Raw genomic sequence first — 26,519 nt, 5'->3', positions numbered from 1 at the left:
ATGCCCGTCACCGACGTCGTCACCGACGCAGACAACCTCACCATGACCGTCATCGCGGACTTCGCCGCGCCCGTCGAGCGGGTGTGGTCCGCCTACAGCGACCCGCGCCAGCTCGAGCGCTTCTGGGGTCCCCCCGGATGGCCGGCGACCTTCACCGCCTTCGACCACACGGTCGGCGGGCGCGCGCACTATCGGATGAACGGGCCGCACGGCGAGACGCCGGCGGGCCTGTGGGAGTTCCTCTCCATCGAAGCCCCGCACCGGTTCGAGATCCTGGACAGCTTCGCCGACGACAACGGCGAGCCGCTCGACGAGCCGCCCGCGACGCGGATGACCTTCGAATTCGAGTCGACGGACGCCGGCACAAGGATGGTGACCACGAGTCGGTTCCCGACGGCCGACGCACTGGAGCAGCTCGTCGGAATGGGCATGGTCGAGGGCCTGAAGCTGGCGATGTCGCAGCTGGACGTCGTGCTGCAGGACCTCCGCGAGTACGCCCAGGGCAAGGGCACGCAGGTCGATCTGCTCGACGACACCCACGTCCGCATCACGCGGCTCATCAACGGACCGCGCGATCTCGTCTGGCGCGCGCACCACGACCCCGAGCTCGTGAGCCAGTGGATGCTGGGCCCGGACGGCTGGGAGATGACGGAGAACATCGTGGCCACCGAGGTCGGTGCGTCGCATCGGACGTCGTGGGCACCGGTCGGCGACACCGAGGGCGAGCCGTTCGGCTTCGAGGGCGAGGTGCTGGTGTTCGATCCGCCGCGTCGTTCGGTCACGACCGAGCGGATGCAGGGGATGCCGACCGAGACGCTCAACGACCTCAATCTCTACGAGGAGGACGGGGTCACCCTGATCACGCTGTTCATCGAGTATCCGGACAAGGAAACCCGCGACATGATCCTCGCCACCGGCATGGCCGACGGCATGGAGGCATCGTACGCGCGGCTCGAGAGCACGCTGCTCACCGTCTGACCAGCGCGCCTCAGAGGCCGGTCGTCCCCTGCGCGGGGCGGCCGGCTTCTGCGTCCGGCACAGTCGATCTGCGAGACCGCGCGTCCTGGTAGGCGATGGTCGCGACGATACCGATGAGCAGGATCAGCTCGAACGCGTTCGTGGCGGCTCCGCTGGGGATCGGGATCGGGATGGCGCTGCCGACCACCATGATGACCGTGACGACGGTCAGCCACGGCCAGCCCTGGCGGATCCAGATGCCGATGCCCGCCACGAGCAGCGCGGCCGCGACGACCAGCACCATGAGGGGCGGCCCTGCTGCGGCGTTCGTGTCGTCGTAGCTCAACGTGCCGTACTCGCGCACCGGCTCGAGGGAAACCTGCGACGCACCGACGGCGATCTCATAGGCCACGAGTGCAAGGGTGATCAGGATCGCGAGGACGACCGCTGCCGGGCGCGCAGCCCACCGCACACCCGCCCGGACCAGGATGCTCCACGCCACGAGGACGAGCAGCGGAGTGGCCAGGGCATGGATCCAGAACCGCGCCCCGTTCGCCGTCTCCAGCGCCGCGCCATCGCCGATCATCGCGCCGAATCCGAGGATCGCGTTGTCGTAGACGAGTCCGAGCACGACGAGCAGGACCAGGTCCGAGACCACCGGGCGGCCTCGGCGGCCGAGCAGGATCACACCCCAGACGAGGAGTGCCAGGTAGGCGGCGGCGAAACCCAGATACAGGATGCTGTCCACGATCATCTCCTCCGTTGACCACCCACGGTACGTGCTGCACGGGAATGCCGCGTGACGGTTGACACCGCGACGCCGACGTGGGATCGCGTCCGGCGGACGGCTCTGGCGGGTTCGCATCCGACCGCCGCATCGACGTACGGTGGACCGATGATCGATTGGACCTCCTGGACCGGAACAGCCGTCGCCATCGCCATCGCTCTGCTCGCCGCCGTCATCGCCGTCGTGCTGACGCGCCTCATCGCGGCGATCCTGAGCCGCAAGGTGCCCTGGGTGGCGGACCTCGATCGCCGCATCCGTCGGGCCTGGGCGGCGGTCTGTCTCGTCGTGGCGCTGTGGATCGCCTGCGCGATCTCCGAACCCGTGGGTGAGCAGTGGTGGCCGGGGGTCTCGCGGCTCTTCCTGATCCTCACGATCCTCTTCGGCGCCTGGCTCATCGCCGCGCTCGTGTCGTTCGGATTCGAGCGTCTCCTCCTGCGCAACGACACCACCCTCGTCGGGGCCGACATGCGTCGACGCCGGACCCAGGTGATCGTGATCCACCGGCTCGTGCTGGTGCTCATCGGCGTGGCCGCCGTCGGTACGGCACTGTTCACGTTCCCCGAGCTGCGCGTCGTCGGCACGAGCCTGCTCGCATCGGCCGGAATCGTCAGCATCATCGCGGGTCTCGCCGCCCAGTCGATCTTCGGAAACCTCATCGCCGGCATCCAGATCGCCTTCACCGACGCGATACGCGTCGGCGACGTGGTCGTCGTCGAGGGCGAGTGGGGCACGATCGGCGAGATCAACCTCTCGTACGTCGTCGTCTATATCTGGGATGAGCGCCGGCTCGTGGTGCCCTGCAGCTACTTCACCACCAACCCGATCGAGACCTGGACCCGCCATTCGGACAAGATCCTCGGCACCGTCTACATGGAACTCGACTGGCGCGTCCCGATGGATGCCGTGCGCGAGAAGTTCCTCGAGATCGTCGACGCATCCCCGACGTGGGACCGACGCTCCGCCGGCGCCGTCGTGACCGATTCCGTGGGCGGAAACGTCACCGTGCGATTCGTGATGTCGGCGAAGGACTCCTCCGACCAGTGGGACCTGCGCTGCCAGGTGCGCGAGAAGCTGATGACGTGGCTGCAGCAGGAGCACCCCGAGGCGTTGCCGCGCACCCGCGTGCTCGTCGACGCACCGGCGGTCGAATAGGACGACCGGTCGGCGTCGGCGAGCGTCAGATCAGGCGGCGCAGCGCCTCTTCCAGAGACACTCCCTGCGCGTCGGCGCGATCGCGCAGGCGCGAGTGCTCGGCCGGAGTGAGCGAGATGCGCAGGTCGATCGCCTCGGCGGCGGGGGAGTCGAGCCCTGCGAGCAGATCGGAGGCCTCGGCCCAGAGCGGCGCGGCCAGGGATGCCGCTGCCGCGGGCGACGGAGCGGATGCCGCGGCGACGGCTGCCGTATCGGATGCCGCGGTGCGGCGTGCGGGGGCGGTCCGGTCGACATCCGTGGTCGTGCTCGCGCCGGATGCCGTGGTCGTCGCGCCGGCGGCGACGGCCGCCGAACCGGCGACGGCGGCTCCGGCATCCGATGCCCGTGTGAAACCGGGCCCTCGGCGGGGCTCGATCTTCGCCTGGTACGCCTTCGCCGCGGCGTTCGCGCGCTCGTCTGCGGCCTCATTCAGGGCATGCCCCGCGTGACCCTTCACCCAGGAGAACGACACGTCACGACCGCGCATCGCCTCGTCGAGCGCCTCCATGAGGTCGCGATTGAGCACGGGACCGCCGTCGGACTTGCGCCATCCGCGGCGCTTCCACCCCGGCATCCACTTGGTGATCGAGTCGATGACGTACTTGCTGTCGCACTCGATCACGAGCTTCTCGTCCGTGCCGGCCGTCGCGCGCAGCAGCTCGAGCACGGCCTGCAGCTCGCCCTGGTTGTTGGTGCCGTGCGGGGATCCGCCGGCGGCCCAGTTCGCGTCGTCGATGTACCAGGCCCAGCCGTTCGGGCCGGGGTTGCCCAGTGCTGAGCCGTCTGCGGCGGCGGTGATCGTCATCCTTCGAGCGTAGCCGCGCCCGGATGCGGTGCCGGGCGCGGCGGATCGGGCGCGGCGGATCAGGCGCGGCGGAAGGTGAAGTAACCCGCCACGGCACCGTGGTTCACGACGCCCTCACCGGTGCCGAAGATGCGGGCGGACGTCGTCGCCCCGCTTTCGACGAAGGTGTAGCCGGTGTGCTCGAGCCGCCAGCCGGCCTTCTCGACCTCGCCGAGGAAATAGCCGATGGTGTCGTCGGTCGACATCATGTTGCCGGCGGATCCCCACGAGGACGACTCACCCGTGAGCAGGCTCACGTCCAGCTGCAGGTGCAGCAGCAGGTCGCCACGGGTATGGACGTCCTTGGCATGCTGCAGAAGACGGGTGGCCACATCGGCTGTGGGCATGAAATCCCCCTCGGTCTCGGTCGGACGGTCTGGATCGGCACCAGCGTAGTCGGGTCAGCCCCACTCGATCGCGATGACCGTCGTGCGCTGGATGCCGCCGTCGACCGGCGTCTCGTATCGCACCGGCATCCCGGGGTGGGCGACCGAGAACCAGAACGCGGTCGGCTCGGCATCCGCGGAGTCCCGCACGTCGTACCTCAGGCAGTCGACCCGACCGATCGGCAGGTCGAGCGTCTCGGACGAGAGCACGGTCCGATCGGAAGGGAATGCGGCGTGCCCCTGCAGCTCGGTCCATGTGACCCGACCGCTTGAGATCTCCCCTTCGACGATCCCGGTCGGACCCGACGCCCAGCGATCCAGGGTCGCGCCCTCGGCATCCGTCTCGCGGAAGCGGTTGACGCGAAGAGATCGTGACCCGTCCGGGTTCTCGATCTGGATCCGGATGGTCTTGCCGCCGCCGGTCGCCCGACGGATCTCCTCCGCGGTGAACGGGGTCGGCAGGAGTCCAGGGCCGAGGACGTGCGCCTCGGGATCAGCGTCGATCATGAAGCCATTCTGCCCGCTGCGGATCAGAATCCCGGCGCGCCTTCCTCGGCGAGGAAGGACTCCAGGAGCTCGCGACCGTCGATCGCCGCGAATGAGCGGCAGTCGTAGAGCGGCCGATTCGTCTCCTCATCCCGGAACGCGTCGGCATATCCCAGCGCCGGGATCTCACGGAGCAGGGAATCCAGGTACTGGGCATCGACGAGGTCCCAGCTGTTCGAATGGAAGCAGTACTCGAACGACGAGATCGACCGTTCTTCGAGGGCGGTATCGGCCTCGTGGATAGCCAGCGCGATGTCGACCGCCGAGTACTCCGGCGTTCGCGGCACGAGGTCGATGAAGATCCTCTGGCACAGGCCCTCGCAGGGTTTGGCGTCGGCTCGGACGCTCGCATCCAGCCCGTCCTGCACGTCGGAGACGCGTTCCGAGATCTGCGCCAGCGCTTCGTCGTCCAGGGGCTCCGGCATGCCGAGGACACTGCACCCCGCCAGGGCGACGGCGAGCGCGGGGAGCGCGGGGAGCAGAAGGAGATGCCGTATCGAGTCGCGCGTCACAGGAACATCAGATCACGAACGGGCGCCATCTGCGGCTCGTCATCCCTCCGGGGGCGAACCGACGATCCGGTCCACGGCTTCGCGGATCACGGCACGATCCAGCGGCGCGACGTCCAGGGCGCTGTGGATGCTGATGCCCTCGATCGTCGCATCGAGAAGTCGAGCGGTCGCCGGATCGAAGTGCCGCTCGAGTACGACGCGGCTGCGCGCCATCCACGCGCTGGTCAGCTCGCGGTAGCGTTCGTCGCGCGCCGCCAGCGTATACAGCTCGTGCGAGAGGACGAGTTCGCGATGGCCGGCGAACACGTCGTGCTGGATGAGGTCGACCACGGCATCCTTCGCCTGTTCGCGGGTCATGTCGTGTCCGAGCCGAACCTCGAATCCCTCCGCGATCGAGTGGGAGAAGCGCGTGAAGGCCTCGCGCAGCAGGGCGTCCATGCCGTCGAAGTGATACGTCATCGAACCCAGCGGCACACCGGCCGCCTCGGCGACGCGGCGGTGGGTGGTTCCGGCGACACCGCGTTCGGCGATCACTTCGAGACACGCGTCGATGATCCGGTCGCGGCGTTCGGGGTCGTACCGGGGGTTCGTCGCCATCAGATGCTGCCGAGGAGGTTATCCTGCATGCGTACGATTGTACACATGGCGCCGCGCGCGGATCAGAGTGTGGGTGGCTCGCCGTCGCTGTGGTCGGAGGCCTCGGGTGACGGGGGCGGGACGGGGAACACGATCGATTCCACCGAGCCGCCCAGGCCGACGCTCAGGGCGTCGATGCCGGCAGGGGGCAGGACATCGACGGCATCCGATTCGGCGGGCTCTCCCGGAAGCGCGGCCCAGGCGCCTTTGTCCTCAGGGCCCTGCGTGAACATTCCCATGGGTCCATTGTGCGCCCGGCAGGCGGCTCAGTAGTCGGCGATGACGATCTTCTTCTGCTTCATCATCGTGTCGTAGGCGCCAGGGCGCTCCATGAGCTCGCCCATGTTCTCGGGGACGATCTGCCAGCTGACCCCGTAGCGGTCGGCGAGCCAGCCGCACTGCTCGGCCTCGGGAACCGCACTGAGCGCCTCCCAGAGCCGATCGATCTCCGTCTGGTCCGCGCAGCGCACCTCGAGGGAGACGCCGCAGTCGAACGCGAAGTCCTGCGCGACGGCGGAGTCCATCATCGCGAAGGGCTGACCGGCCAGCTGGAACTCTCCGAACATGACGTCGCCTGCGGCAGCGGGTCCTGTCGGCTCCGGATACTCGGCGATGAATCCGAGGCTCGCCTCCTCGAACAGCGAGACGTAGAACTCGGCGGCCTCCTGCGCCTTGCCCTGCACCGGTCCGCTGAACATCACCTGCGGGATCACGAACGGGCGCGGCCCGCCCTCCGGATCGGTGAGGATGAGCTGCCAGCTGACGCCGAAACGGTCCTCGACCCAGCCGTAGCGCCGACTGAACGGATACTCTCCGAGATCCATCAGCACGCGTCCTTCGCTCGACAGCCCCTTCCAGGTCTCGTCGAGGGCTCGTCGTGCGGCGTCGGCGTCATCGTCGAAGGCGAGCGGGTCGAAGTTCAGCATGAACGAGATCGAGGGATTCGGGCGGAACTCGTCGCCGGCGTTGATGAGTGCGATCTGGTAGCCGTCGACATCGAGGTCGAGCACCAGAGTGTCGCCCGCGAATTCGGACTGCCAGTCGGGGACGTCATCCGGATATCGTGCGCTGACCCTCGCACTCGTGCGGGGGAGCACCTCGCTGTAGAAGCCACCGGCCTCGTCGGCGTCGCGATTGAACCAGAGATTGGGGACGATCTTCTGCGCCATGACTTCTCCGTCGTTCGATGTGATTCCAGAGTGCGCCAGCGGAACCCCCGTGGTAAGGGGCTGGCCGTCAACCCGCCGAGCGGACGGCGTCGACGAGCGTGCGCCACGGACCCACGAGGTCGGGTTCGGGCAGCTTCTGCTCCAGCTTCTGCTCGGGCGTGCGGGCACGGATGCTCCACACGAAGCGGTCGGCGCCGCGCGACGCCGATCGGCCGGGCGAGGGCTCAGGGGAGGGCTCGGGGGTCGGTTCGGGTTCGGGAGTCGATGGGGAGGACGGCCCGGAGTCGCGTGCGACGGGTGGTTCGTCGGAGCCGGTCGAGCCCTCGCGGATCGTCGTGTCCTGTCCGGCGTCGTCGTGGAACGCGTGATCCCATGGGCACGCGTCGACCAGCACGAGCCATCGGTCGGCGTCGTCCGATCCGGCTTCCACCCGCCACTGTCGTTGCAGACCGGCGAAGCCGCCGGTGCGCACGACGACGATGGTCACGACGTCATCGTGGTGCTGAGCGCTCATCCTCATATACGCCGACCGTCCTCCACGCTGTGCGGACGGCGGTCGTCACCTCCGATTCCTCACCGTACAACTCGGTCGCGGCATCCGCAGTGGCATCTGCGAACGTTCGGAAGTCCGCGGTGCTCGACAGGCCACCGGTCAGCGCCCGGTACCAGACCTGCCCCGCCCGCTCCCAGGCGTGCCCACCGAGCGCCCGTGCCGTCAGGGCGAAGGCGCGATTCGGGATGCCGGAGTTGATGTGCACCCCGCCGTTGTCCTCGGTCGTGTTCACGAAGTCGCGCATGTGCGCGGGCTGCGGGTCCTTGCCGAGCTCGTCATCGTCGTAGGCGGTGCCCGGCTCGAGCATGTTGCGCAGCGCGACGCCCTGCACCTCGTCGGTGAAGATGCCTTCTCCGACGAGCCAGTCGGCCTGATCCGCGGTCTCGCCCGCAGCGTACTGCTCGGTGAGCGCCCCGAGCACGTCCGCGATGGACTCGTTGAGCGCGCCGGACTGGCCCTGATAGGTGAGATCGGCGGTGTGCTGGATGACGCCGTGCGCCAGCTCGTGCCCGATCACGGAAAGGGCGCCGGTGAAGCCGCGGAAGACCTCGCCGTCTCCGTCGCCGAAGACCATGCGCTCACCGTCCCAGAAGGCGTTGTCGTAGTCGAGGCCGTAGTGCACGGTGGCGTCGAGCGGGGCGCCGGCATCGTCCAGCGAGTTGCGGGAGAAAGCGGCGAGCAGCAGTTCGAAGGTCGCGCCGAGTCCGTCGAAGGCCTCATTGACCGCCACGTCTTCGACCGGACCTTCGTCCTCGGCGCGGACGATGACGCCCGGAAGCGTCTCGGTGTTCTGTGCATCGCTGATCGTGCGGTTCGGGGCATCCGAGAGTTCGGCGACGAGCGAGCCGTCCTCGTCGATCGACAGGTTGATGCGTCCGCGGAAGGCGGGGCGTCCGGCGAGGAGAGTCTGCCGCGCGGCATCGGCAGCGTGGGGGAAGCGCCCCGATTCGGCAAGGCGGGCGAGCAGATAGGCGGGAACGATGCCGGGCGATGTTGTGCTCATGACAACGACCGTACGCCCGACCGGGGACATACAGGTGTCTCGCGTAAAATCGGCGTAATGACCGATGCCTCTGACCCCCTGCTGGACTCCGGCATCGACCCCGCGGACCTCGAGACGACGCTGCGTGTGCTGGCCAGGCTGCACGAGGTCGACCAGGAGCACCCCGACTACATCGCGGTGCGCCGCGGCACGGCAGCCATGTTCAAGGCGGCCAAGCGGGTGCGTCGCAAGGAGATCCGCGACGCGATCGCGGACGCCGACAAGGCCGTCGTCGCCAACACCGCCACCGGCGCGCCCGACCGGATCGACGACGAGACGCGCGGTATTCCGCTCGCGGCATCGACCGAGGCTCCGACCGCAGGGACTCTGCTCAAGCCGCGCAACTGCTACATCTGCAAGCAGCCGTACACCGTCGTGGACGCGTTCTACCACCAGCTGTGCCCCGAGTGCGCGCGGTTCAGTCACGCGCGACGGGATGCCAGGACGGACCTCGCCGGCCGCCGCGCGCTGCTCACCGGCGGGCGTGCCAAGATCGGCATGTACATCGCGCTGCGGCTGCTGCGCGACGGCGCGCACCTGACCATCACCACCCGGTTCCCGCGCGACGCGGTGCGCCGATTCACCTCGCTGCCGGATTCCGCCGAGTGGCTGCATCGTCTGCGCATCGTCGGCATCGACCTGCGCGATCCGGCACAGGTGATCGGTCTCGCGGATTCGGTCGCGGCGCAGGGGCCGCTGGACATCCTCATCAACAACGCGGCGCAGACCGTGCGACGCTCGCCGGGTGCGTACTCGCTGCTGGCGGATGCCGAGCTGCAGCCGCTTCCGGACGGTCCGCTGCCCGAGATGGAGACGTTCGGTCACACCGCAGACCCGCACCCGCAGGCCCTGCAGGCATCCGTGGATGCGCATCCGCTGCTGTCGGTCGCGGCGCTCGCAGGGACCGTCGCCGAGCAGGGTGGTCAGGCCCTCACCGCCGAGGACCTCGCGAAGCTCGCGATGGCCCCTGGTTCGTCCTCGCTGGAGAAGCACGTCGACGGCAGCGCGATCGACGCCGGAGGGCTCGTGCCGGACGTCAACCGCACGAACAGCTGGGTGCAGTCGATCGACCAGGTCGATCCGCTCGAGATGCTCGAGGTGCAGCTGGCCAACACGACCGCTCCGTTCCTGCTCATCAGCAGGCTCAGGGCGTCGATGGCGGCATCCGATTTCGACAAGAAGTACATCGTCAACGTGTCGGCGATGGAGGGTCAGTTCTCCCGCCGATACAAGGGACCGGGGCACCCGCACACGAATATGGCGAAAGCGGCATTGAACATGCTCACGCGCACGAGCGCTGGCGAGATGTTCGAGGCCGACCGCATCCTCATGACCGCTGTCGACACCGGTTGGATCACGGACGAGCGCCCGCACTACACGAAGGTGCGCCTTGCGGAGGAGGGTTTCCACGCGCCGCTCGACCTGGTCGACGGCGCAGCGCGCGTGTACGACCCGATCGTGCAGGGCGAGGCCGGCAACGACCTCTACGGCGTCTTCCTCAAGGACTACAAGCCGAACCCCTGGTGAGGCCGGCGCGGGCGTTCGCGTCCGGGGTGGAGCGGATTCGCAGTCGCCGAGCGGCGCCAGACGGCGAGCGTCGTCAGTGCGCCTGCGGGGCCAGGTTGGCCGTCGCCCAGCGGCCGAGCTGGTCGAGGATGGGAAGCAATCCTCGTCCGCTCTCGGTGAGCTCGTAGGACACCGAAACCGGAGGGCCGGCCTCCACGGTGCGGGCGATCAGCCCCGTCTGCGCGAGTTCGCTCAGACGGTCTGACAGCACGGTGTCACTGATGCCGTCGACGGCGCGGCGCAGCGCCGCGAAGGATGACCGGCCGCCCCCGAGGGTGGCCACGATCATGCCGTTCCAGCGCTTTCCGAGCACGCTGAACGCCAGAGTGACTGCGGCATCGCAGACGTGGACGCTCACCTCGGTCTCGGGCATGCCCCCCAGTCTAGCGTGCTAACCTGTTCGCAGTTGCTAAGAAAAGCAAAGTGACTCCGAAAAAGAGAAAGGACTGCCCTCATGTCGCTGTTCCGTCTGGACGCCAGCATTCTTCCCGCGACCTCCGCCAGCCGTTCGCTCGCCGACCTCGTCGAGGCCGAGTGGACCGCCGCGCACCCGGACTCGACGGTCACCCGCCGCGACCTGGCGCTCGACCCCGTGCCCGCGACCGCATGGGCTGACGCCGTCACCGGCGGATTCGTCGACGCCGAGCAGCGCACCCCCGCGCAGAACGCCGCGCGCGAACTGGCGACGACGTTCGCCGACGAGCTCATCGGCGCTGACGCGCTGCTGTTCGCCGTCCCGCTCTACAACTACGGTGTCTCGCAGCACTTCAAGACCTGGTTCGACCTGGCCTACACGGACCCGCGCATCGACCCGACCGGTACCGCGCTGAACGGCAAGCCCGCCACCCTCGTCACGGTGCTCGGCGGCAACTACGCACCGGGGACTCCGAAGGAGGGCTGGGACCACTCCACCGAATGGCTGCGTCGCGTTCTCGCCGACGTCTGGGGCCTCGACCTGCGCGTCGTGCAGCGCCCGTTCACGCTGGTCGGCGTGAACCCCGCGATGGATGCCTTCGCCGATGCCGCTCAGGAGCTGAAGGTCGCCGCGGAGGAATCCGCTCGCACGTACGGTCGCGAGATCGCGGCCAAGCGCGGCGCCGCGGCCTGACGCCCGGCCGCGTCACCACTCCGGGGGCCGACACGCCAGATGTCGGACGTTCGGCGCGAATGCGTCCGACAAGTGGTGTGTCGGCCCCCCAGGCCGGTGGGGCCAGTCCCCGCGGCCGCTACGCCGCGCGCGGAAGCCAGACCGTCACGACGAGCCCGCCGCCGGAGCGCGGCGACAGCACGAGCTCGCCGTCGTGCGCCTCGCAGATCCGGCGGGCGATGGCCAGGCCGAGTCCGACGCCCACGTGATCGTCCGTCCGCGCGCGCTCCGCGCCGCGCTGGAACGGCTCGGTCAGCGTGGGAATCAGCTCCGGACGCAGCGGCGGTCCGGTGTTCTCGATCACGAGCGCCATCGCGCCCGGGCGCGCGTGAGTGCGAGCCGCCACCATCCCGCCGCTCGGCACGTTGTGCACGATCGCGTTGTGGACGAGATTCGTCACGAGTTGCTGCAGCAGAGCGGGTGAGCCGACCACCGTCCCCGCATCGCCTCCGACATCGATCGTGACGCCGTGGCGGTCGGCGAACGGGGCGAGCGTCTCGACGGCCTCCTCCGAGATGAGCGAAAGCTCCACGATCTCCCTGGCGAAGGCACGCCGCTCGGCGCGGCTGAGCACGAGCAGCGCCTCGGTCAACTCGATCGCGCGGGAGTTGACCTGCTGCAGCCGGTCGATCAAAGCATCCACGTCCCGCTCCGGGTCGGTGCGGGCGACCTCGAGCATCGTCTGCGAGATCGCCAGCGGAGTTCGCAGCTCGTGGGACGCATTCGCGGCGAAGCGCTGCTGCTCGGCGACGTCCGCCTCGAGCCGGTCGAGCATCGAATCGAACACGTCGGCGAGCTCTCGGAATTCATCTCCGGGACCCTCCAGCCCGACGCGCTGCGACAGCGAGCCCTGTGCGACCGCCCTGGCGACGGCGCCGATCCGGTCCAATGGCGCCAGCATGCGACCTGCGAGGACCCAGCCACCGCCGAGTCCGACCGCGAGCAGGACGAGCATCACGAAGATGGCCGAGGGGATGAACGCCCGCGTCAGGTCCCCGCGATTCGGGAAGAAGTCGGCGGCGTCCGGTACATACCGCAAGAGGAATACAGCGACCGCGGCGAGCAGGAGCACGCCGGAGGCGACGACGACGGCCGCGTAACTGAGGGTGAGCTTGAGCCGCGCGCTCATACCGCGAGGCCTAGGCATCGGCATCCGTCCCGATCCGATAGCCGACGCCGGGGACCGTGACGATCAGCTGCGGGTCGCCCAGGCGTTTGCGCAGCGAGGATACGGTGATGCGGACGGCGTTCGTGAACGGGTCCGCGTTCTCGTCCCACGCGCGTTCGAGCAGCTCCTCGGCGCTCACGACGCCGCCACCTGCGCCGATGAGCACCTCGAGGACGGCGAACTGCTTGCGGGTCAGCGACACGTATCGCTCATCGCGGAACACCTCGCGCCGGAACGGATCCAGCCGCAGCCCCGCGACCTCGAGCACGGGTGGCCGGACATGGGCGCGCCGGCGATCCAGCGCGCGCAGGCGCAGAACCAGTTCGCGCAGCTCGAACGGCTTGGTCAGATAGTCGTCGGCACCGAGCTCGAACCCTGATGCCTTGTCGTCGAGCCGATCGGCGGCCGTCAGCATCAGGATCGGGATGCCACTGCCGGAACCGACGATCCAGCGAGCGACGTCATCGCCGGACGGGCCGGGGATGTCGCGGTCGAGGACGGCGATGTCGTAGGCGTTGATGCTCAGCAGCTCCAGCGCGGTGTCACCGTCGCCGGCGATATCGGCGGCGATCGCCTCGAGACGGAGACCGTCGCGGACGGCCTCCGCGAGATAGGGCTCGTCCTCGACGATCAGCACGCGCATTTCTGCATCCTACGCAGGCGCGCATATCGGGAGCATATGAGAAATCGCATACGCCCTCGCAACACGGCGGTGCGTTCACTGGTGAACATGAGTCACCCTTCTGCATCTCGCCGCGCTCGCCGTCGAAGAGCGCTCGCTCTGCTCGGAACCGTCGCCGTCGCCTCGGCGGCGACGGTCGCCGTGCTGCAGGCGATCCCTGCGGCGAACGGTTCGGTCCTGGTTCCCACCGGAGCGCCGATCGCCCAGGCCTCGTATCAGCCGACGTCCGCCGACGGGTTCATCCCCGAGAACGGTCGCCCGACGGTCTTCGACGACACGTCGCCGGCCGTCGCCAACCTGAACCGCGAGCTTCTCGACGCCCTCCGTGCGGCTGCCGAGCGGGCGGAGCGAGACGGCGTCGAACTGCGGGTGAACAGTGGGTGGCGGGCTCCGGAGTACCAGCAGTGGCTGCTCGACAACGCGACCGCCGAGTACGGCTCCTCGGAGGAGGCTGCGCGCTGGGTCGCGACCCCGTCGACCTCGGCCCACGTCACCGGCGATGCCGTCGACCTCGGCCCCGACAGCGCACTGGACTGGCTGTCGCAGCACGGCGACCGCTTCGGCCTCTGTCAGATCTACGCGAACGAGCGCTGGCACTACGAACTGCGACCGGATGCCGAGGCGAACGGCTGCCCGCGGATGTATGCCGATCCGACCGACGACCCGCGGATGCAGTCGTGAGCCTCGTCCAGCCCGGCACGGATGCACGACGCGGGAACGGATGCACGACCGATTCGCCGCGCATCGCCGTGCAGGCGTTCCCGCGTCGTGCCGCTGCCCTGGTGCCGTCCAGCCGGATGCAGCCGCCCACTCTTCGGATCGACTCGTCCGCCGTCGCTGCCAACATCGCCCGGGTCCGCCAGGCGACCACGAGCGACATCATGGCCGTCGTCAAGGCGGACGGCTACGGACACGGCGCCGTCGCGGTCGCGCAGGCCGCGGTCGCCGCCGGTGCGACCTGGCTGGGCATCACCGACGTCGCCGAGGCGGTAACGCTGCGCGAGGCGGGCCTGGAGCAGCCCGTCCTCGCGTGGCTGAATCCCGCCGGAGCGGATGCCGCACTCGCCGCCGACCTGCGCGTAGATGTGGCGGTCGGCTCGGCGGAGGAGCTGCGCCAGCTGATCGCCGGTGCCGACCGTCCGCTGCGGGTGCACCTGCAGATGGACACCGGAATGTCGCGTGGGGGAAGCCCTCTGGCGGAGTGGGGCGACCTGTTGCGCATCGCGCGGGACGGCAGGGCGCAGGGACGCATCGCCGTCGTCGGCGTCATGGGGCATCTGCCGCTCGCCGACCGTGCGGATCCGGCGGCGAACGCCCCGGCCGTTCTGCGCATGAGGCAGGCCCGCGACGCGGTTCTGCGGGCGGGATTCGGACCGCTCACGGTGCATCTCGCGGCCACGGCCGGCGCGCTCACCGACTCGGAGACGCACTTCGACCTCGTCCGCGTCGGCGCCGGGCTGGTCGGCATCGACCCGTCGGACACGGTCGTCCTCCGCGGCGCGGGGACGTTCACCGCGCCGGTCGTGCACTCCATCCGCGCCTCGGCCGGGACAGCCGTCGGATACGGCGCGCAGCACGTCGCGCCGGCGGACACGCACCTCAGCGTCATCGGGGCCGGGTATGCCGACGGCATCCCTCGCTCGCTGGCGTCCGGTGCGAGCGTCGAGATCGGCGGGAGGCGGCATCCGATCGTCGGACGCGTCTCGATGGATCAGATCGTCGTCGACACCGGCGCCGTCGCCGTCGCACGCGGAACCATCGCGACCGTGTTCGGCCCCGCGGGCACCGCAGCGCCCACGATCCAGGAGTGGGCCCATTGGGCGGAGACCATCCCGCACACCATCGTCACCGGCATCGGGCCGCGAATCAGAAGGAGCACATCATGAACCAGCACGTCGTCGTCATCGGCGGGGGAGAGAGCGCGGAGCACGACGTGTCGCTCGCATCGGCGGCCGCCGTCGCTCTGGCGTTGCGCACGCGCGGCTGGGCGGTGGACGCCCTCACGATCGGACGGGACGGCATCTGGTGCTCGGAAGCCGGTCCGCTCGGACTCGGCGTCGCGGATTCGGTGGCCGCGGCGGTGGCCATCATGGGACGAGCGGATGCGGTCTTCCCGGCAGTGCACGGCGAAGTCGGAGAGGACGGGGCGCTCGCCGCGCTGTGCGCGCTGGCGCACGCACCCGTGGTCGGGTCGGGGCTGGGGGCCGGCGCGATCGGCATGGACAAGTGGGCGACGAAGCTCGTCGCCGACGCGGTCGGCGTCCGCACCGCGCGGGGGCGGCTCATCTCGGCATCCGATATCGGCGATGAGGAGTTCGAGGGGCCGGTGGTCGTGAAGCCGGTGTCGGCCGGGTCGAGCTTCGGGGTCTCGCTGGTGCAGGATGCCGGTGATCTGCGTCACGCGCTGCACACCGCGGCGGAATTCGATCGGCGGATCCTCATCGAGGAGGTCGTACGGGGGCGGGAGGTCGATGTGGCCGTTCTGCGAGAGGCGGACGGTACGCGCTGGGCCGCGCCGCCGCTCGAGATCCGCACGAGCGGCCTGTTCGACACCGCGACGAAGTACGACGGTTCGGCGCAGTTCACCGTGCCGGCGGTTCTGGATGCCGCGGAGCACGCGGCCCTGGTCCAGGCAGCGCTCACGATGTTCGACGCGCTCGGCTGCTCTGGCGTCGCGCGGATCGACTTCTTCCTCACCCCGGACGGCCCGGTGCTCAACGAGGTGAACGCCATGCCGGGGATGACGGCGGCCTCTCAGGTGCCGCGGATGTTCGCGGCCGCAGGCGTCGGCTACGAGGAACTGGTCGAGCGGTTGGTCGCGGGAGCGCGGGTCCCGGGCGGACGACGCATCCCGGCAGCGGCGGACACCGCGCGCTGACGGGACGTCGCGCCCTGCTGAACGGGCGATCGGGTGCGGCTTTGGGGGCCGACACGCCAGATGTCGGACGTTTTCGTCCGAACGGTCCGACAAGTGGTGTGTCGGCCCCCATTCCGGCCGGCCGCATTGCGCAGCTGCACCGCGCCCTTCGGCCCGGCCGGCGCTCCGGACTACAGGCGGTCGACCGCCGTGACCCTGACCACGGCCTCGCCGGCCTCGTCGGAGGCGGCGAGGTCGATCGTCGCGGCGATGCCCCAGTCGTGATCGCCGGCCGGGTCGTCGAGGATCTGGCGGACCGTCCACTCGGTGCGCCCCTCCGTGATGAGCAGCAGCTTCGAACTGCGGGCATCCCCGCCGGTGAGGATCTCGTCGTGATCGGCGAAGTAGCCGTCGAGCGCGGCATCCCACGCGGCGGCGCCGAAGTCCGGATCCAGCTCGACGAGAGCATCCACGTCCTCGCGGGCCGCCAACTGGACACGGCGGAACAGCTCGTTGCGCACCAGGATGCGGAAGGCGCGCACATTCGACGTCAGACGCTTGGGCGCTGGGGGGACGATCGGCTCGTCGTCGGGGCGATGGAGGTCCACGATGCCGTTGTCCGTACCGGCGCGCAGCTCTTCCCACTCGTCCAGCAGGCTCGAGTCGACCTGGCGCACGAGCTCGCCGAGCCACTCGATGAGGTCGCGCAGATCCTCGGTCTTGAGGTCCTCCGGAATGGTCTGGGATGCTGCGCGGTACGCATCCGAGAGATAGCGCAGGACGACGCCCTCGGAGCGGGCGATCTTGTACTGGGCGACATATTCCCCGAACGACATGGCTCGCTCGTACATGTCGCGCACGACCGACTTGGGCCGCAGATCGAAGTCCCTGATCCACGGCTGCGCCGCGTTGAACGTCTCGAACGCGGCATCCAGAAGCTCCTCGAGGGGCTTCGGATACGTGATTTGCTCGAGCAGCTCCATGCGCTCGTCGTACTCGATGCCCTCGGCCTTCATCGCCGCGACGGCCTCGCCGCGCGCGAGGAACTCCTGCTGACTGAGGATCGCCCGCGGGTCGTCGAGCGTCGACTCGACGATCGAGATCATGTCGAGCGCGAACGTCGCGGATTCGGGATCCAGCAGCTCGAACGCCGCGAGGGCGAACGGCGACAGCGGCTGGTTGAGGGCGAAGTTCGGCTGCAGGTCGACGGTCAGGCGGATGCCGTCCGCATCGTCCTCGACGATGCCCGACTCGCGCAGCGTCCGGTAGATCCCGAGTGCGCGGATCGCGAGCACCCGCTGCTTCGCACGCGGCTCGTGGTTGTCGAAGATCAGCGAGCGCACATTCGCGAACACGTCGCCGCCTCGGCCGATCACGTTGAGCATCATGGCGCTCGTGATCTGCATGTGCGAGGTCAGCGTCTCGGGTTCGGCGGCGACGAGCTTGAGGAACGACGGCTCGCCCCACGACACGAAGCCGTCCGGCGCCTTCTTGCGGACGATCTTGCGCTTCTTCTTCGGGTCGTCTCCGGCCTTCTTGATGGCGGCGACATTCTCGGACTCGTGCTCGGGCGCCTGCGCGACCACTGTCCCCGCTGTGTCGTACCCCGCGCGCCCTGCGCGCCCGGCGATCTGGTGGAACTCGCGGGCGTTCAGCTGACGCATCCGGGTGCCGTCGAACTTCGTCAGCGCCGTGAGCAGCACCGTCCGGATCGGGACGTTGATGCCGACGCCGAGCGTGTCGGTACCGCAGATGACCCGCAGCAGCCCTCGCTGGGCGAGCTGCTCGACCAGGCGCCGGTACTTCGGCAGCATCCCGGCGTGGTGCACCCCGATGCCGGCCCGCAGGAATCGTGACAGGGTCTTGCCGAACGACGTCGTGAAGCGGAACTCGCCGATCAGATCGGCGATCTCGTCGCGCTGCTCGCGGGTCGCGATCTTGGTGCTCGACAGCGCCTGCGCTCGCTCCATGGCGGCGGCCTGCGAGAAGTGCACGACATAGATCGGCGCCTGGCCGGTCGACAGAAGCTCTTCGACCGTCTCGTGGATCGGCGTCGTCTCGTAGTAGAAGTGCAGCGGGACGGGGCGCTCGACACCGGTGACCGTCGCGGTCTGGCGGGACGTCCGACGTGTGAGATCCTCTGCGAGCGAGGTGACGTCGCCGAGCGTCGCCGACATCAGGATGAACTGCGCCTGCGGCAGCTCCAGCAGCGGCACCTGCCACGCCCAGCCGCGGTCGGGGTCGCCGTAGAAGTGGAACTCGTCCATCACGACCTGGCCCACTTCGGCATCCGCACCCTGTCGCAGCGCGAGGTTCGCGAGGATCTCGGCCGTGCAGCAGATGATCGGCGCATCGGCGTTCACCGCCGAGTCGCCGGTGACCATTCCCACGTTGTCGGGTCCGAAGATGTCGACGAGCGCGAAGAACTTCTCGCTCACCAGGGCCTTGATGGGTGCGGTGTAGTAGCTGCGGCGTCCGTCGACGAGGGCGGCGAAGTGCGCGCCGATCGCGACGAGCGACTTCCCGGTGCCGGTCGGCGTCGACAGGATCAGGTTGTTGCCCGAGACGATCTCGATCACGGCTTCGTCCTGCGCCGGATACAGCTGGATGCCGGAGGACTCCGCCCACTCGACGAACGCCAGGTACACGGCATCCGGATCGGAGCCGTCCGACAGGACAGCGGGGTCGAGCCGCGCAGAGGAAGTCATGGTCCTTCGATCATCCCCTACCGTTGGCTTCCGCTATCACGGTCCCGTCCGCGTTTCAACGGTCTGTGCGCCTTCCTGAGCCCGCGGGAGAGTCGGCGCATGAGCACCAACGACACCTTCACCCCAGCCGCAACCACCGACGGACAGGCGATCTGCGAGCGCCTGGATGCCATCCACGCCGATCTGCAGACTCTCATCGCTCAGCAGGGCAATCAAGGGCTCGGATGGGACGGCGCGCAGACGACCACCGACCCCGAGCGCCGCCCGGACGGCACCCCGGTCTGACCCGGGCTCTCAGCCTTCGCGGCGGCGGACGATCTCGTTGATCCAGATCGGCGCGAACGGCGACGTGCACCCGGGGGCGGTCGGATAGTCGGCGAGGACCTGCAGCTCCTCGCCGATGCCCAGCGCTCGCGTGCGCAGCGCCGGGTGGTGGATCCCGATCTGCGCGAGCGTCTCGTTCATCGCCCACTGCAGACGAGACGGGGCATCCTTCATGTCGCGCTCGATGATGTCGAGCAGGTATCCGAGATCGAGGCCATCCGGGTCCTTCGCGACCCGCACGCTGGTCAGCGACCAGGCAGCCGCGGCGACCGTCGGGTCGGCGTCGTCGAACCAGCGCAACCGCAGCTCTTCGGCGTGCGGGGACTTCTTCGCGAGGTAGTTGACGAACCAGTCGTTGACCTTCGGCACCTCGGTCTCGCGCACCATCGCGTCGAGCTCGTCGGCCGTGAACGCCTTCACCGTGCAGATGAGCATCGACAGCAGCCGCGGCGCCGTCTCGCCGGTCTCCCACAGCTCGACGGCGAGCTCGTGGTCGGTCTTGATCCGCTTCGCGAGCGCGCGCATCTGCGACAGGTTGATCCCGTGATCGTCGCCGCGCTTCTCATTCGCGGCGCGCATCTTCGGGTCCTCGAGAGCGGCGAGATCCGCCAGCGCCTGGTCCAGTCGGGTCATGATCCCAGCGTACGTCGCCGACATCACAGGAAGCGGGCAATGCGCAGCAGCTCAGCACCTGTGGCAAGGTGGGACCAGGGAACAGACGTCGGAGGGGCGCTTGTGAACAGGGTCTTCCAGCGAACCGTCGGGCTCGCGGTCATCGTCATCGTCGTGCTCGCGGCGGGGTTGCTGTGGTGGGGGATCGCCGCGACAGACCCGCCGACGCTGTGGGCCCCGGCGCAGCTCACGCTCGCCGGTGTCTGGGAGGTGATGTACAGCACCGAACTGCCCAACCTCGCCGTGCTGGCGACCGCCCTCGGAATCGCTCTGCTGCTCGTGCTGCTGGTCGTCGTCAGCGAACGCATCGTGGCGAGCCGCTACCGCCGCGCGGGTGCTGAGGTGACGAAACTGACCCTCGCTCCCCGTGCCGTGATGGCCCGAACGCGGGGAGTCTTCGCCGGAGACGTCACCGTCACGGTCCTGATCCCGGCGCACAACGAAGAGGCGTCGCTCCCGGAGACCCTGCGCTCCCTGCGGCAGCAGACCACTCCGCCCACGCGTGTGATCGTCGTCGCGGACAACTGCACCGACGGCACGGTCCGCGTCGCGCGGGAGCACGGCGCCGACGTCTTCGAGACCGTCGGCAACACGCACAAGAAGGGCGGCGCGCTGAACCAGGCGCTCGCCGATCTTCTTCCGGTCCTCGGCGACAACGACGCCGTCATGGTCATGGATGCGGACAGCCAGATCGGCGCCGGATACCTCTCCGAGGCGATCCGCCGCTTCACGAACGACCGCGCACTCATGTCCGTCGGCGGCCTCTTCTCGGGCGAACAGGGACACGGCATGCTCGGCCAGTTCCAGCGCAACGAGTACTTCCGCTATCAGCGCGAGATCCAGCGTCGTGAGGGGCGCGTGTTCGTGCTCACCGGCACCGCTTCGGTGTTCCGGGCCTCCGGTCTGCGTGCGGTCGCGGAAGCACGCGGCACGCAGTTGCCCGGTCGGCGCGGCGACGTCTACGACACCTTCGCGCTCACCGAGGACAACGAGCTCACGATCGCACTCAAGTCGTTGGGCGGCCTCACGATCTCGCCGCCGGAGTGCAGTGTCGTCACCGAGCTCATGCCCACCTGGCGGATGCTGTGGGCTCAGCGCCTGCGCTGGCAGCGCGGCGCCCTGGAGAACCTCGGCGCCTACGGCGTGACGCCGCAGACTCTGCGCTACTGGGCGCAGCAGATCGGGATCGGGTACGGCGTGCTGGCGCTGTTCTCGTACTTCGCGCTCATCCTGCTGATGATCATGTCGATGGACACCTGGGTGTGGTTCCCGTTCTGGCTCGGCATCGGTGTGCTCTTCGCCGTGGAACGCGTCGTCACCGTATGGCGCGGCGGATGGCGTGCCAGGATCGTCGCCGCCCTGGTGATCCCCGAGCTCGTCTACGACTGCTTCCTCAACCTCGCCTTCCTGAAGGGCGTGTTCGAGATCGCCTTCGGACGCAGCGCGACCTGGAAGCACGTCGAGCACGGCTCCGCGAGAGGAGCGACGGCATGATTCTGCAGGCGATGGATGCTGTGCGCACCGGCTTCCTGCTCCCCGAGTCGATCCTGCACACCGAGTGGTTCAGCGTCTTCGCGACGTTCGTCGCGATCAACACCGTGATCTACGTCGTGCTCGGCGTCATCAAAGTGCTGCCGAAGGTGCGCCGGCGGAGCCGTGGCGGTGCGAGCCGACGCTCAGAGACCCGGAGCATCCACCCCGACGCTGCGGCGTAGCTCGCGCAATGCATTCGCCATCTCCGGCGCGGGGGTGGGCATGCCGAGATGGAAGCCCTGCGCGAGGTCGGCGCCGATCTCGCGAGCCAGATCGACGTGATCGGGCTCGGACACGCCCTCTACGAGCAGACTGGCCTGCGCCTCCCGCGCGGCGGCGACGAGAGGGCGCAGACGCGCGCGAGCATCCGGGTCCGAGCGCAGCTCCCAGAACAGGGCGCGGTCGATCTTGACGACGTCGGGCCGGAGTGTCGCGATCCGGGCTTCGTCCGCCTGGGCGGCCCCGGCGTCATCGACGAGCAGCTGACCCCCCAGACGCGTGATCAGCTCCCGGATCATGGTCAGATCCGCCGGCGTCTCCCCCTCGAACAGTTCCATGCCCCACGGGCGGTCGGATGCGGCAAGCAGAGCCGGGAGCTGGTCGTGCAGCATCGTCGTCCCCGAGGCGTTCATCGTGATGAACAGTCCAGTCGGCAACGGCGCAGCCTCGGCGACGGCGAGCTCGATCAGGTGCAGCTCGAGCCACTCGCGTCGCCCCGCGGCTTCGGCATCGGCCAGGCGCACCAGCGGGGCGGTGCCGTCACGGAATCGGGCCAGTGCCTCGAAGCCCACGACGGACCAGGACGCCAGATCCACGATCGGCTGGAAAACGATCTGCGCGGTCGGGTCGTCCGGAACGGGGGACAGCGGGCCGCGTGAGGTCACGATTCAGTGTAGCCCCGGCCGAAAGCCGTACTCTAGAGGCGGAGGGCTCTGGGGAGGGTCCCTTGAGAGGACTCGATCATGGTCGTACAGGGGATTCGCGCCTCGGACGCCGAGGAGCTGCGCTGGCTCAGGACCGGCTGGCTGCGGCACGCTCGTGAGCGGACATCCATCTACTCCGTGGTCACCGCCGGCTTGACGCTCCTGTTCTCGATGCTCGGCGCGCTCGAGCTGTTCGAGACCGATCTCACGCCTTTCGAGGTGGGGCTGTCGATCGGCATCCTGGTCGCAGGGCTGTCGGTCACCGCCGCCGTCGTCTTCCTGGGCGTCGAGCTGGTGAGCTGGCTGGGGCTGCTCCTGGTCGGGTTGCATGCGGTCGTGTCGGTGTACTACCTGGGCTTCTCCGACGAACGGCAGAACGCGATCGCGGCGCTGCAGGAGCTGCCGATCATGGCGATGTACTTCTCCTGGTTCTACGGTGCGCGGATCGCCCGCGTCGGCGAGCTCGCGATCCTTCTCATCGTCGGAGCCGCGGCCGTCTCCGGACCGTTCACGGGGGAGATCGGCGGCCCACCGGGTCCGATCGGACCGGCGAACCTCATCGGCGCCGCGCTGTTCACCTGGCTGTGCCTGGAGGCCGGACTCTACGTCCGCCACCGCATCCGCCTGGAGTCGAACACCGACGAGCTGACGGGCGTGCTCAACCGTCGTGGGTTCATGGCGAAGGCGCAGATGGAATTCCGTCGCGGCGCGCGTCACTCGCGACCCGTCGCGATCGCGGTGCTCGACCTCGACAAGTTCAAAGAGGTCAACGACACCGCCGGCCACGCGGCAGGCGACGACGTCCTGCGCGTGCTGACGGCCCAGTGGATGTCGTTGTCGCGCACGACCGACATCGTCGGCAGGCTCGGTGGGGACGAGTTCGCCATGGTGCTCCCCGAGACGGACGCGGAGCAGGCGGAGGCCGTCCTGCGTCGGCTGCGTTCATACGCGACGCACCCGTGGTCATGGGGCGCGATCCTCGTCGAGCCGGGTGAAGCCGTCGAAAGCGCTCTGCAGCGGGCGGACGCGGCGATGTACGACAACAAGCGGCGCTGATCGGGACTAATCGTCCCCGACGAGCTCCCCGCGGATGCGGCGGAGATCCTCCAGCAGCGATCCGATCAGGATCCAGTGCGCCGAGGCCGGGGGTGCCACCTCGAGCGGGGCGGTGAGTGCGGGGATCGCCGAGGTCAGGGCATCCGGTTCCGTGGCGACGTCCGCGATCTGCACGGCCAGACGCACGTCGTGCCCCGCACGGCGCAGCTGCTCGGCGATCGCGTGCACGGTCGGCTCGTCGCCGAGCGAGTCGTCGTAGTGGTCGAAGTAGGCCCGCGTCATCCCGATCACCTGCGTCACGATCGGCGAGAGCCGCGTCAGCAGGTCGCGCATCTCCCGGAACTCGTCTCGATGCGACGAGCGGCGCGGATTGAGCGTGAGCGATTCCTCGCCCGCGGCGATGGAGGCCTCAGCGGCAACCTGCATGGGGCGCAGCAATCGTGCCTGGAGCATGAGCTCCTGCAGTTGCGCCGGCGTCCGCGCGATCGACAGGCTCTCGGCCAGCCGGTCGAGGCTCGCCGCAAGCTCCCCGCCCAGCAGCCCCAGGTCGCGCCGGGCCGGCGCGACGAGCACCGGCGGGACGATGAGCGCATTCACGATGATGCCGATGACGACTCCGATCAGCGTCTCGACGATGCGGTCGAGCGCGTACTGCGGACTGTCGGAGCCGAGTGCGAGCACGAGCATCGCCGAGATGGCTACCTGGTTGCCCGTCCCGGGTGTCGCACGGAACGCCCAGGCGACCAGCATCGCGACGACGATCGCGAGCAGCACCACCCAGCTCTGCGGACCCAGCACCAGCGTGAGAGCGACCGCGATCAGCACTCCGGCGATGACGCCGATGCTGCGCTCGAGCGCCTTGGCCAGCGACTGATTCACGCTCGGCTGCACGACCAGCAGTGCGGCGATGGCGGCGAAGACGGGCAGCGGCCCGGGGATCAGCCATCCGGCGATGAGCCAGGCGGCGAGCGTCGCGACGGCCGATTTCACGACCTGCAGCAGAGGTCCGCGCTTCGCACTGCGTACCGCCGCCGTCATCCGCATGGCTCCACGGTAGTCCGCACGCTCTGTGACGTCTCGAACTGAGGACACCCTAACCATCTGTTAGATTAGGGCAGGCTTACCAAAGCATCCGGCGCATTCGCGCCTCACCCGAATCCTCGCACCCGAAAGGGAATCCTGTGCGCACCTCTCGACTTCTCGGCCTCGGCGCCGCGGCGGTGCTGGCCGTCGGCCTCGCCGCCTGCTCGTCGTCCGCCCCCACCAGCACGGATGCGGGCGCCGATGCCGCCGCAGCATCCGACGGCACCTTCCCCGTCACGATCGAGCACGTCTACGGCGAGACGACCATCACGGAGAAGCCCGAGCGGGTCGCCACCGTCGCCTGGGCGAACCACGAGGTGCCGCTGGCCCTCGGAATCATCCCGGTCGGCATGAGCAAGGCCACCTGGGGAGACGACGACGGCGACGGCGTCCTGCCCTGGGTCGAGGACAAGCTCGAAGAGCTGGATGCCGAGACCCCGGCGCTCTTCGACGAGACGGATGGCATCGACTACGAGGCCGTGGCCGACACCCGGCCCGACGTCATCCTCGCTTCGTACTCCGGCCTGACGCAGGAGGAGTACGAGACGCTCTCCAAGATCGCACCGGTCGTCGCACAGCCCGGCATCGCCTGGGGCACGTCCGTCGAGGACATGGTCACGCTGAATTCGACCGCGCTCGGTCTCGCCGAAGAGGGTGCGGCGCTGAACGCCGACCTTCAGGCGCAGACGGATGCCGCACTCGAGGCGCATCCGGCGCTGAAGGACGCGACGCTGCTGTTCGCGTACATCGACCCGAGCGACCTCAGCCAGATCAGCTACTACACGGCCGCCGATACCCGACCCGGGTTCCTGCACGAGAACGGCCTGCCGCTGCCTGCCATCGTCGAGGAGAACGCCGACAGCACCGAGTTCTCCCTCACGATCAGCTCCGAGGACGCCGACGCGCTCGCCGACGTCGACGTCTTCGTCTCCTACGGCGACGAGTCGATCATCCCGGTGCTCCAGGCCGACCCGCTGCTGTCGAAGATTCCGGCGATCGCCGCAGGGCATATCGCCGTCCTCGGCGACGCGACTCCGCTCGCGGCATCGGCCAACCCTTCTCCGCTGTCCATCCCGTGGGGCATCGACGAGTACCTCGCCGTCCTCGAGGCCCCGCTCGTCTCCGAGTGAGTTCAACAGCCGTCACCTCGCCACCGGGCGCCGTCGATCTTCGGCGCCCGGTGGTGGTGCGCGTGCTCTGGCTGCTGGCCGGCTTCGGCGTCATCGTCGTCCTCAGCATCCTGTCGCTCTCCTTCGGAATCAAAGCCGTGACGATCGACGACATCACGGCCGCGCTCTCCGGTCACGACGACACCGTCGCCCAGGCGGCTGTCATCAAGCGCATGCCGCGCACGGTGCTCGCGATCCTCGTCGGCGCGGCTCTCGCCCTTTCGGGGGCCACGATGCAGGCGATCACCCGCAACCCGATCGCCGACCCCGGCATCCTCGGCGTCACCACCGGCGCCTCGCTGGCCGTCGTGATCGGCATCGCCTTCCTCGGGCTCTCCGACGCGAACGGCTACCTGTTCTTCGCGATCCTGGGTGCCGCGATCGCCGCCACGTTCGTGTACACGGTCGGCTCGCTCGGCCGCGGCGGCGCGACCCCGCTCAAGCTCGCGCTCGCCGGAGCCGCCACGTCGGCGGCGTTCGCCTCCCTGATCAGCGCCATCATGCTGCCCCGCGTCGACCTGCTGCAGTCGTTCCAGTCCTGGCAGGTCGGCGGCGTCGGCGGCGCCGAGTGGTCGCGCATCGCCGTGACCGCTCCTGCTCTCGGCATCGGTGCACTCATCTGCTTCGCCTCCGCGCGGGGCATGAACTCGCTCGCCCTCGGCGATGACATGGCCGCCGGCCTCGGCGAGCACGTGTTCCGCACCCGGCTGGTCTCGGCGGTCGGTGCGGTCATCCTCGCCGGAGCAGCGACGGCCATCGCCGGTCCCATCGGCTTCGTCGGCCTCGTCATCCCGCACTTCTGCCGGATGCTGCTGGGCACCGACCACCGTTGGCTGCTGCCGTTCTCGGCCGTCGCCGGGGCCGTGCTGCTGCTCGCCAGCGACATCATCGGCCGCGTGATCGCGCCGTCGTCGGAGGAGATCCAGGTCGGCATCATCACGGCGCTCGTCGGCGCCCCGTTCTTCATCTGGATCGTCCGCCGACAGAAGGTGCGCGAACTGTGAGCAT

At 69.0% G+C, this 26,519-nt stretch carries 30 protein-coding genes; 13 read left to right on the top strand and 17 right to left on the bottom strand.

The features are described from left to right. Positions 1-978 (top strand): SRPBCC domain-containing protein, encoded by a 978-nt coding sequence (locus ACFCYE_RS00850; protein WP_376175654.1) that lies wholly within the window; start codon positions 1-3, stop codon positions 976-978. A 10-nt stretch (positions 979-988) separates the two neighbouring features. Here ACFCYE_RS00850 and ACFCYE_RS00845 read toward each other — a convergent pair whose 3' ends face one another. After that, the gene (locus tag ACFCYE_RS00845) at positions 989-1,705 is read right to left on the bottom strand and encodes a hypothetical protein (protein ID WP_376175653.1); all 717 of its coding nucleotides are present in this window, start codon (positions 1,703-1,705) and stop codon (positions 989-991) included. Positions 1,706-1,756: 51 nt separating this feature from the next. Here ACFCYE_RS00845 and ACFCYE_RS00840 point away from each other — a divergent pair, with 51 nt between their 5' ends. Further along, positions 1,757-2,896 carry a mechanosensitive ion channel family protein gene (locus ACFCYE_RS00840; protein ID WP_376175652.1) on the top strand — a complete coding sequence of 380 codons (1,140 nt, stop codon included), beginning with the start codon at positions 1,757-1,759 and terminating at the stop codon, positions 2,894-2,896. A gap of 25 nt (positions 2,897-2,921) precedes the next feature. Here the strand turns inward: ACFCYE_RS00840 and ACFCYE_RS00835 are convergent, their stop codons facing one another. The 9 genes from ACFCYE_RS00835 to ACFCYE_RS00795 form a co-directional block, all read right to left on the bottom strand. After that, positions 2,922-3,740, bottom strand: coding sequence for a ribonuclease H (locus ACFCYE_RS00835; RefSeq protein ID WP_376175651.1), 819 nt, complete (start codon positions 3,738-3,740; stop codon positions 2,922-2,924). 59 nt (positions 3,741-3,799) lie between these two features. Beyond that, the gene (locus ACFCYE_RS00830) at positions 3,800-4,126 is read right to left on the bottom strand and encodes a hypothetical protein (protein WP_376175650.1); all 327 of its coding nucleotides are present in this window, start codon (positions 4,124-4,126) and stop codon (positions 3,800-3,802) included. 54 nt (positions 4,127-4,180) lie between these two features. Continuing rightward, positions 4,181-4,672 (bottom strand): hypothetical protein, encoded by a 492-nt coding sequence (locus ACFCYE_RS00825; protein ID WP_376175649.1) that lies wholly within the window; start codon positions 4,670-4,672, stop codon positions 4,181-4,183. A gap of 23 nt (positions 4,673-4,695) precedes the next feature. Next, positions 4,696-5,223 (bottom strand): hypothetical protein, encoded by a 528-nt coding sequence (locus tag ACFCYE_RS00820; RefSeq protein ID WP_376175648.1) that lies wholly within the window; start codon positions 5,221-5,223, stop codon positions 4,696-4,698. Positions 5,224-5,262: 39 nt separating this feature from the next. Beyond that, a complete protein-coding gene (locus tag ACFCYE_RS00815; protein WP_376175647.1) occupies positions 5,263-5,820 on the bottom strand; it encodes a TetR/AcrR family transcriptional regulator in 558 nt (185 codons plus the stop codon). Positions 5,821-5,882: 62 nt separating this feature from the next. After that, positions 5,883-6,098, bottom strand: a complete 216-nt coding sequence (locus tag ACFCYE_RS00810) for a hypothetical protein (protein WP_376175646.1) — start codon at positions 6,096-6,098, stop codon at positions 5,883-5,885. Positions 6,099-6,125: 27 nt separating this feature from the next. Continuing rightward, complete coding sequence (locus ACFCYE_RS00805; protein ID WP_376175645.1) at positions 6,126-7,028, bottom strand: VOC family protein; 903 nt, start codon at positions 7,026-7,028, stop codon at positions 6,126-6,128. Between the two features lie 67 nt (positions 7,029-7,095). Beyond that, complete coding sequence (locus ACFCYE_RS00800) at positions 7,096-7,542, bottom strand: hypothetical protein (RefSeq protein WP_376175644.1); 447 nt, start codon at positions 7,540-7,542, stop codon at positions 7,096-7,098. Then, complete coding sequence (locus ACFCYE_RS00795) at positions 7,520-8,584, bottom strand: M4 family metallopeptidase (RefSeq protein WP_376175643.1); 1,065 nt, start codon at positions 8,582-8,584, stop codon at positions 7,520-7,522. Before ACFCYE_RS00795 ends, ACFCYE_RS00800 begins: the two co-directional genes overlap by 23 nt. Positions 8,585-8,641: 57 nt before the next feature. Here ACFCYE_RS00795 and ACFCYE_RS00790 point away from each other — a divergent pair, with 57 nt between their 5' ends. Continuing rightward, on the top strand, positions 8,642-10,150 hold the full coding sequence (locus ACFCYE_RS00790) for an SDR family NAD(P)-dependent oxidoreductase (RefSeq protein WP_376175642.1): 1,509 nt from the start codon (positions 8,642-8,644) through the stop codon (positions 10,148-10,150). A gap of 73 nt (positions 10,151-10,223) precedes the next feature. Here ACFCYE_RS00790 and ACFCYE_RS00785 read toward each other — a convergent pair whose 3' ends face one another. Beyond that, positions 10,224-10,562 carry a winged helix-turn-helix transcriptional regulator gene (locus tag ACFCYE_RS00785; protein ID WP_376175641.1) on the bottom strand — a complete coding sequence of 113 codons (339 nt, stop codon included), beginning with the start codon at positions 10,560-10,562 and terminating at the stop codon, positions 10,224-10,226. Positions 10,563-10,643: 81 nt separating this feature from the next. Here ACFCYE_RS00785 and ACFCYE_RS00780 point away from each other — a divergent pair, with 81 nt between their 5' ends. Then, positions 10,644-11,297, top strand: a complete 654-nt coding sequence (locus ACFCYE_RS00780; protein WP_376175640.1) for an FMN-dependent NADH-azoreductase — start codon at positions 10,644-10,646, stop codon at positions 11,295-11,297. Positions 11,298-11,415: 118 nt separating this feature from the next. On the opposite strand, the gene ACFCYE_RS00775 is transcribed toward ACFCYE_RS00780, so the two are convergent. Then, the gene (locus tag ACFCYE_RS00775) at positions 11,416-12,465 is read right to left on the bottom strand and encodes a sensor histidine kinase (protein WP_376175639.1); all 1,050 of its coding nucleotides are present in this window, start codon (positions 12,463-12,465) and stop codon (positions 11,416-11,418) included. A 10-nt stretch (positions 12,466-12,475) separates the two neighbouring features. Continuing rightward, positions 12,476-13,147, bottom strand: coding sequence for a response regulator transcription factor (locus ACFCYE_RS00770; RefSeq protein WP_376175638.1), 672 nt, complete (start codon positions 13,145-13,147; stop codon positions 12,476-12,478). Between the two features lie 87 nt (positions 13,148-13,234). Here ACFCYE_RS00770 and ACFCYE_RS00765 point away from each other — a divergent pair, with 87 nt between their 5' ends. The 3 genes from ACFCYE_RS00765 to ACFCYE_RS00755 are packed head-to-tail and all read left to right on the top strand — an operon-like array spanning position 13,235 to position 16,064. Continuing rightward, complete coding sequence (locus ACFCYE_RS00765; protein ID WP_376175637.1) at positions 13,235-13,867, top strand: M15 family metallopeptidase; 633 nt, start codon at positions 13,235-13,237, stop codon at positions 13,865-13,867. Beyond that, positions 13,864-15,072 carry an alanine racemase gene (alr, locus tag ACFCYE_RS00760; protein ID WP_376175636.1) on the top strand — a complete coding sequence of 403 codons (1,209 nt, stop codon included), beginning with the start codon at positions 13,864-13,866 and terminating at the stop codon, positions 15,070-15,072. The genes ACFCYE_RS00765 and alr overlap by 4 nt, the downstream gene beginning before the upstream one ends. After that, the gene (locus ACFCYE_RS00755; protein WP_376175635.1) at positions 15,069-16,064 is read left to right on the top strand and encodes a D-alanine--D-alanine ligase; all 996 of its coding nucleotides are present in this window, start codon (positions 15,069-15,071) and stop codon (positions 16,062-16,064) included. The genes alr and ACFCYE_RS00755 overlap by 4 nt, the downstream gene beginning before the upstream one ends. 170 nt (positions 16,065-16,234) lie before the next feature. Here the strand turns inward: ACFCYE_RS00755 and ACFCYE_RS00750 are convergent, their stop codons facing one another. Beyond that, positions 16,235-18,751, bottom strand: coding sequence for a DEAD/DEAH box helicase (locus ACFCYE_RS00750; RefSeq protein WP_376175634.1), 2,517 nt, complete (start codon positions 18,749-18,751; stop codon positions 16,235-16,237). A gap of 99 nt (positions 18,752-18,850) precedes the next feature. Between ACFCYE_RS00750 and ACFCYE_RS00745 the strand changes: the two genes are divergently transcribed. Then, complete coding sequence (locus ACFCYE_RS00745; RefSeq protein WP_376175633.1) at positions 18,851-19,036, top strand: hypothetical protein; 186 nt, start codon at positions 18,851-18,853, stop codon at positions 19,034-19,036. Positions 19,037-19,045: 9 nt separating this feature from the next. Here ACFCYE_RS00745 and ACFCYE_RS00740 read toward each other — a convergent pair whose 3' ends face one another. Continuing rightward, complete coding sequence (locus ACFCYE_RS00740; RefSeq protein WP_376175632.1) at positions 19,046-19,708, bottom strand: DNA alkylation repair protein; 663 nt, start codon at positions 19,706-19,708, stop codon at positions 19,046-19,048. A 39-nt stretch (positions 19,709-19,747) separates the two neighbouring features. Between ACFCYE_RS00740 and ACFCYE_RS00735 the strand changes: the two genes are divergently transcribed. Beyond that, positions 19,748-21,241, top strand: coding sequence for a glycosyltransferase (locus tag ACFCYE_RS00735; protein ID WP_376175631.1), 1,494 nt, complete (start codon positions 19,748-19,750; stop codon positions 21,239-21,241). Continuing rightward, positions 21,238-21,462 (top strand): hypothetical protein, encoded by a 225-nt coding sequence (locus ACFCYE_RS00730; RefSeq protein WP_376175630.1) that lies wholly within the window; start codon positions 21,238-21,240, stop codon positions 21,460-21,462. Before ACFCYE_RS00735 ends, ACFCYE_RS00730 begins: the two co-directional genes overlap by 4 nt. Here the strand turns inward: ACFCYE_RS00730 and ACFCYE_RS00725 are convergent. Then, positions 21,424-22,164 (bottom strand): EAL domain-containing protein, encoded by a 741-nt coding sequence (locus ACFCYE_RS00725; RefSeq protein ID WP_376175629.1) that lies wholly within the window; start codon positions 22,162-22,164, stop codon positions 21,424-21,426. The genes ACFCYE_RS00730 and ACFCYE_RS00725 overlap by 39 nt on opposite strands. A 78-nt stretch (positions 22,165-22,242) precedes the next feature. Here ACFCYE_RS00725 and ACFCYE_RS00720 point away from each other — a divergent pair, with 78 nt between their 5' ends. Then, positions 22,243-23,259 (top strand): diguanylate cyclase, encoded by a 1,017-nt coding sequence (locus tag ACFCYE_RS00720; protein WP_376175628.1) that lies wholly within the window; start codon positions 22,243-22,245, stop codon positions 23,257-23,259. A gap of 6 nt (positions 23,260-23,265) precedes the next feature. Here ACFCYE_RS00720 and ACFCYE_RS00715 read toward each other — a convergent pair whose 3' ends face one another. Beyond that, positions 23,266-24,303 carry an aromatic acid exporter family protein gene (locus tag ACFCYE_RS00715; RefSeq protein ID WP_376175627.1) on the bottom strand — a complete coding sequence of 346 codons (1,038 nt, stop codon included), beginning with the start codon at positions 24,301-24,303 and terminating at the stop codon, positions 23,266-23,268. A 137-nt stretch (positions 24,304-24,440) separates the two neighbouring features. On the opposite strand from ACFCYE_RS00715, the gene ACFCYE_RS00710 reads away from it, so the two are divergent. Together ACFCYE_RS00710 and ACFCYE_RS00705 are read left to right on the top strand one after the other, a co-directional pair. Then, positions 24,441-25,472, top strand: coding sequence for an iron-siderophore ABC transporter substrate-binding protein (locus ACFCYE_RS00710; protein ID WP_376175626.1), 1,032 nt, complete (start codon positions 24,441-24,443; stop codon positions 25,470-25,472). Next, positions 25,469-26,515: a FecCD family ABC transporter permease gene (locus tag ACFCYE_RS00705; RefSeq protein ID WP_376175625.1), complete on the top strand. Its 1,047-nt coding sequence runs from the start codon at positions 25,469-25,471 to the stop codon at positions 26,513-26,515. Before ACFCYE_RS00710 ends, ACFCYE_RS00705 begins: the two co-directional genes overlap by 4 nt. Positions 26,516-26,519: the final 4 nt, after the last annotated feature.

The sequence above is a fragment of the Microbacterium sp. NPDC056234 genome (assembly GCF_042267585.1).
Taxonomy (GTDB): Bacteria; Actinomycetota; Actinomycetes; order Actinomycetales; family Microbacteriaceae; genus Microbacterium.
Note: the sequence above shows the minus strand (reverse complement) of the source record. Positions and strands in the feature narration are given on the sequence as shown.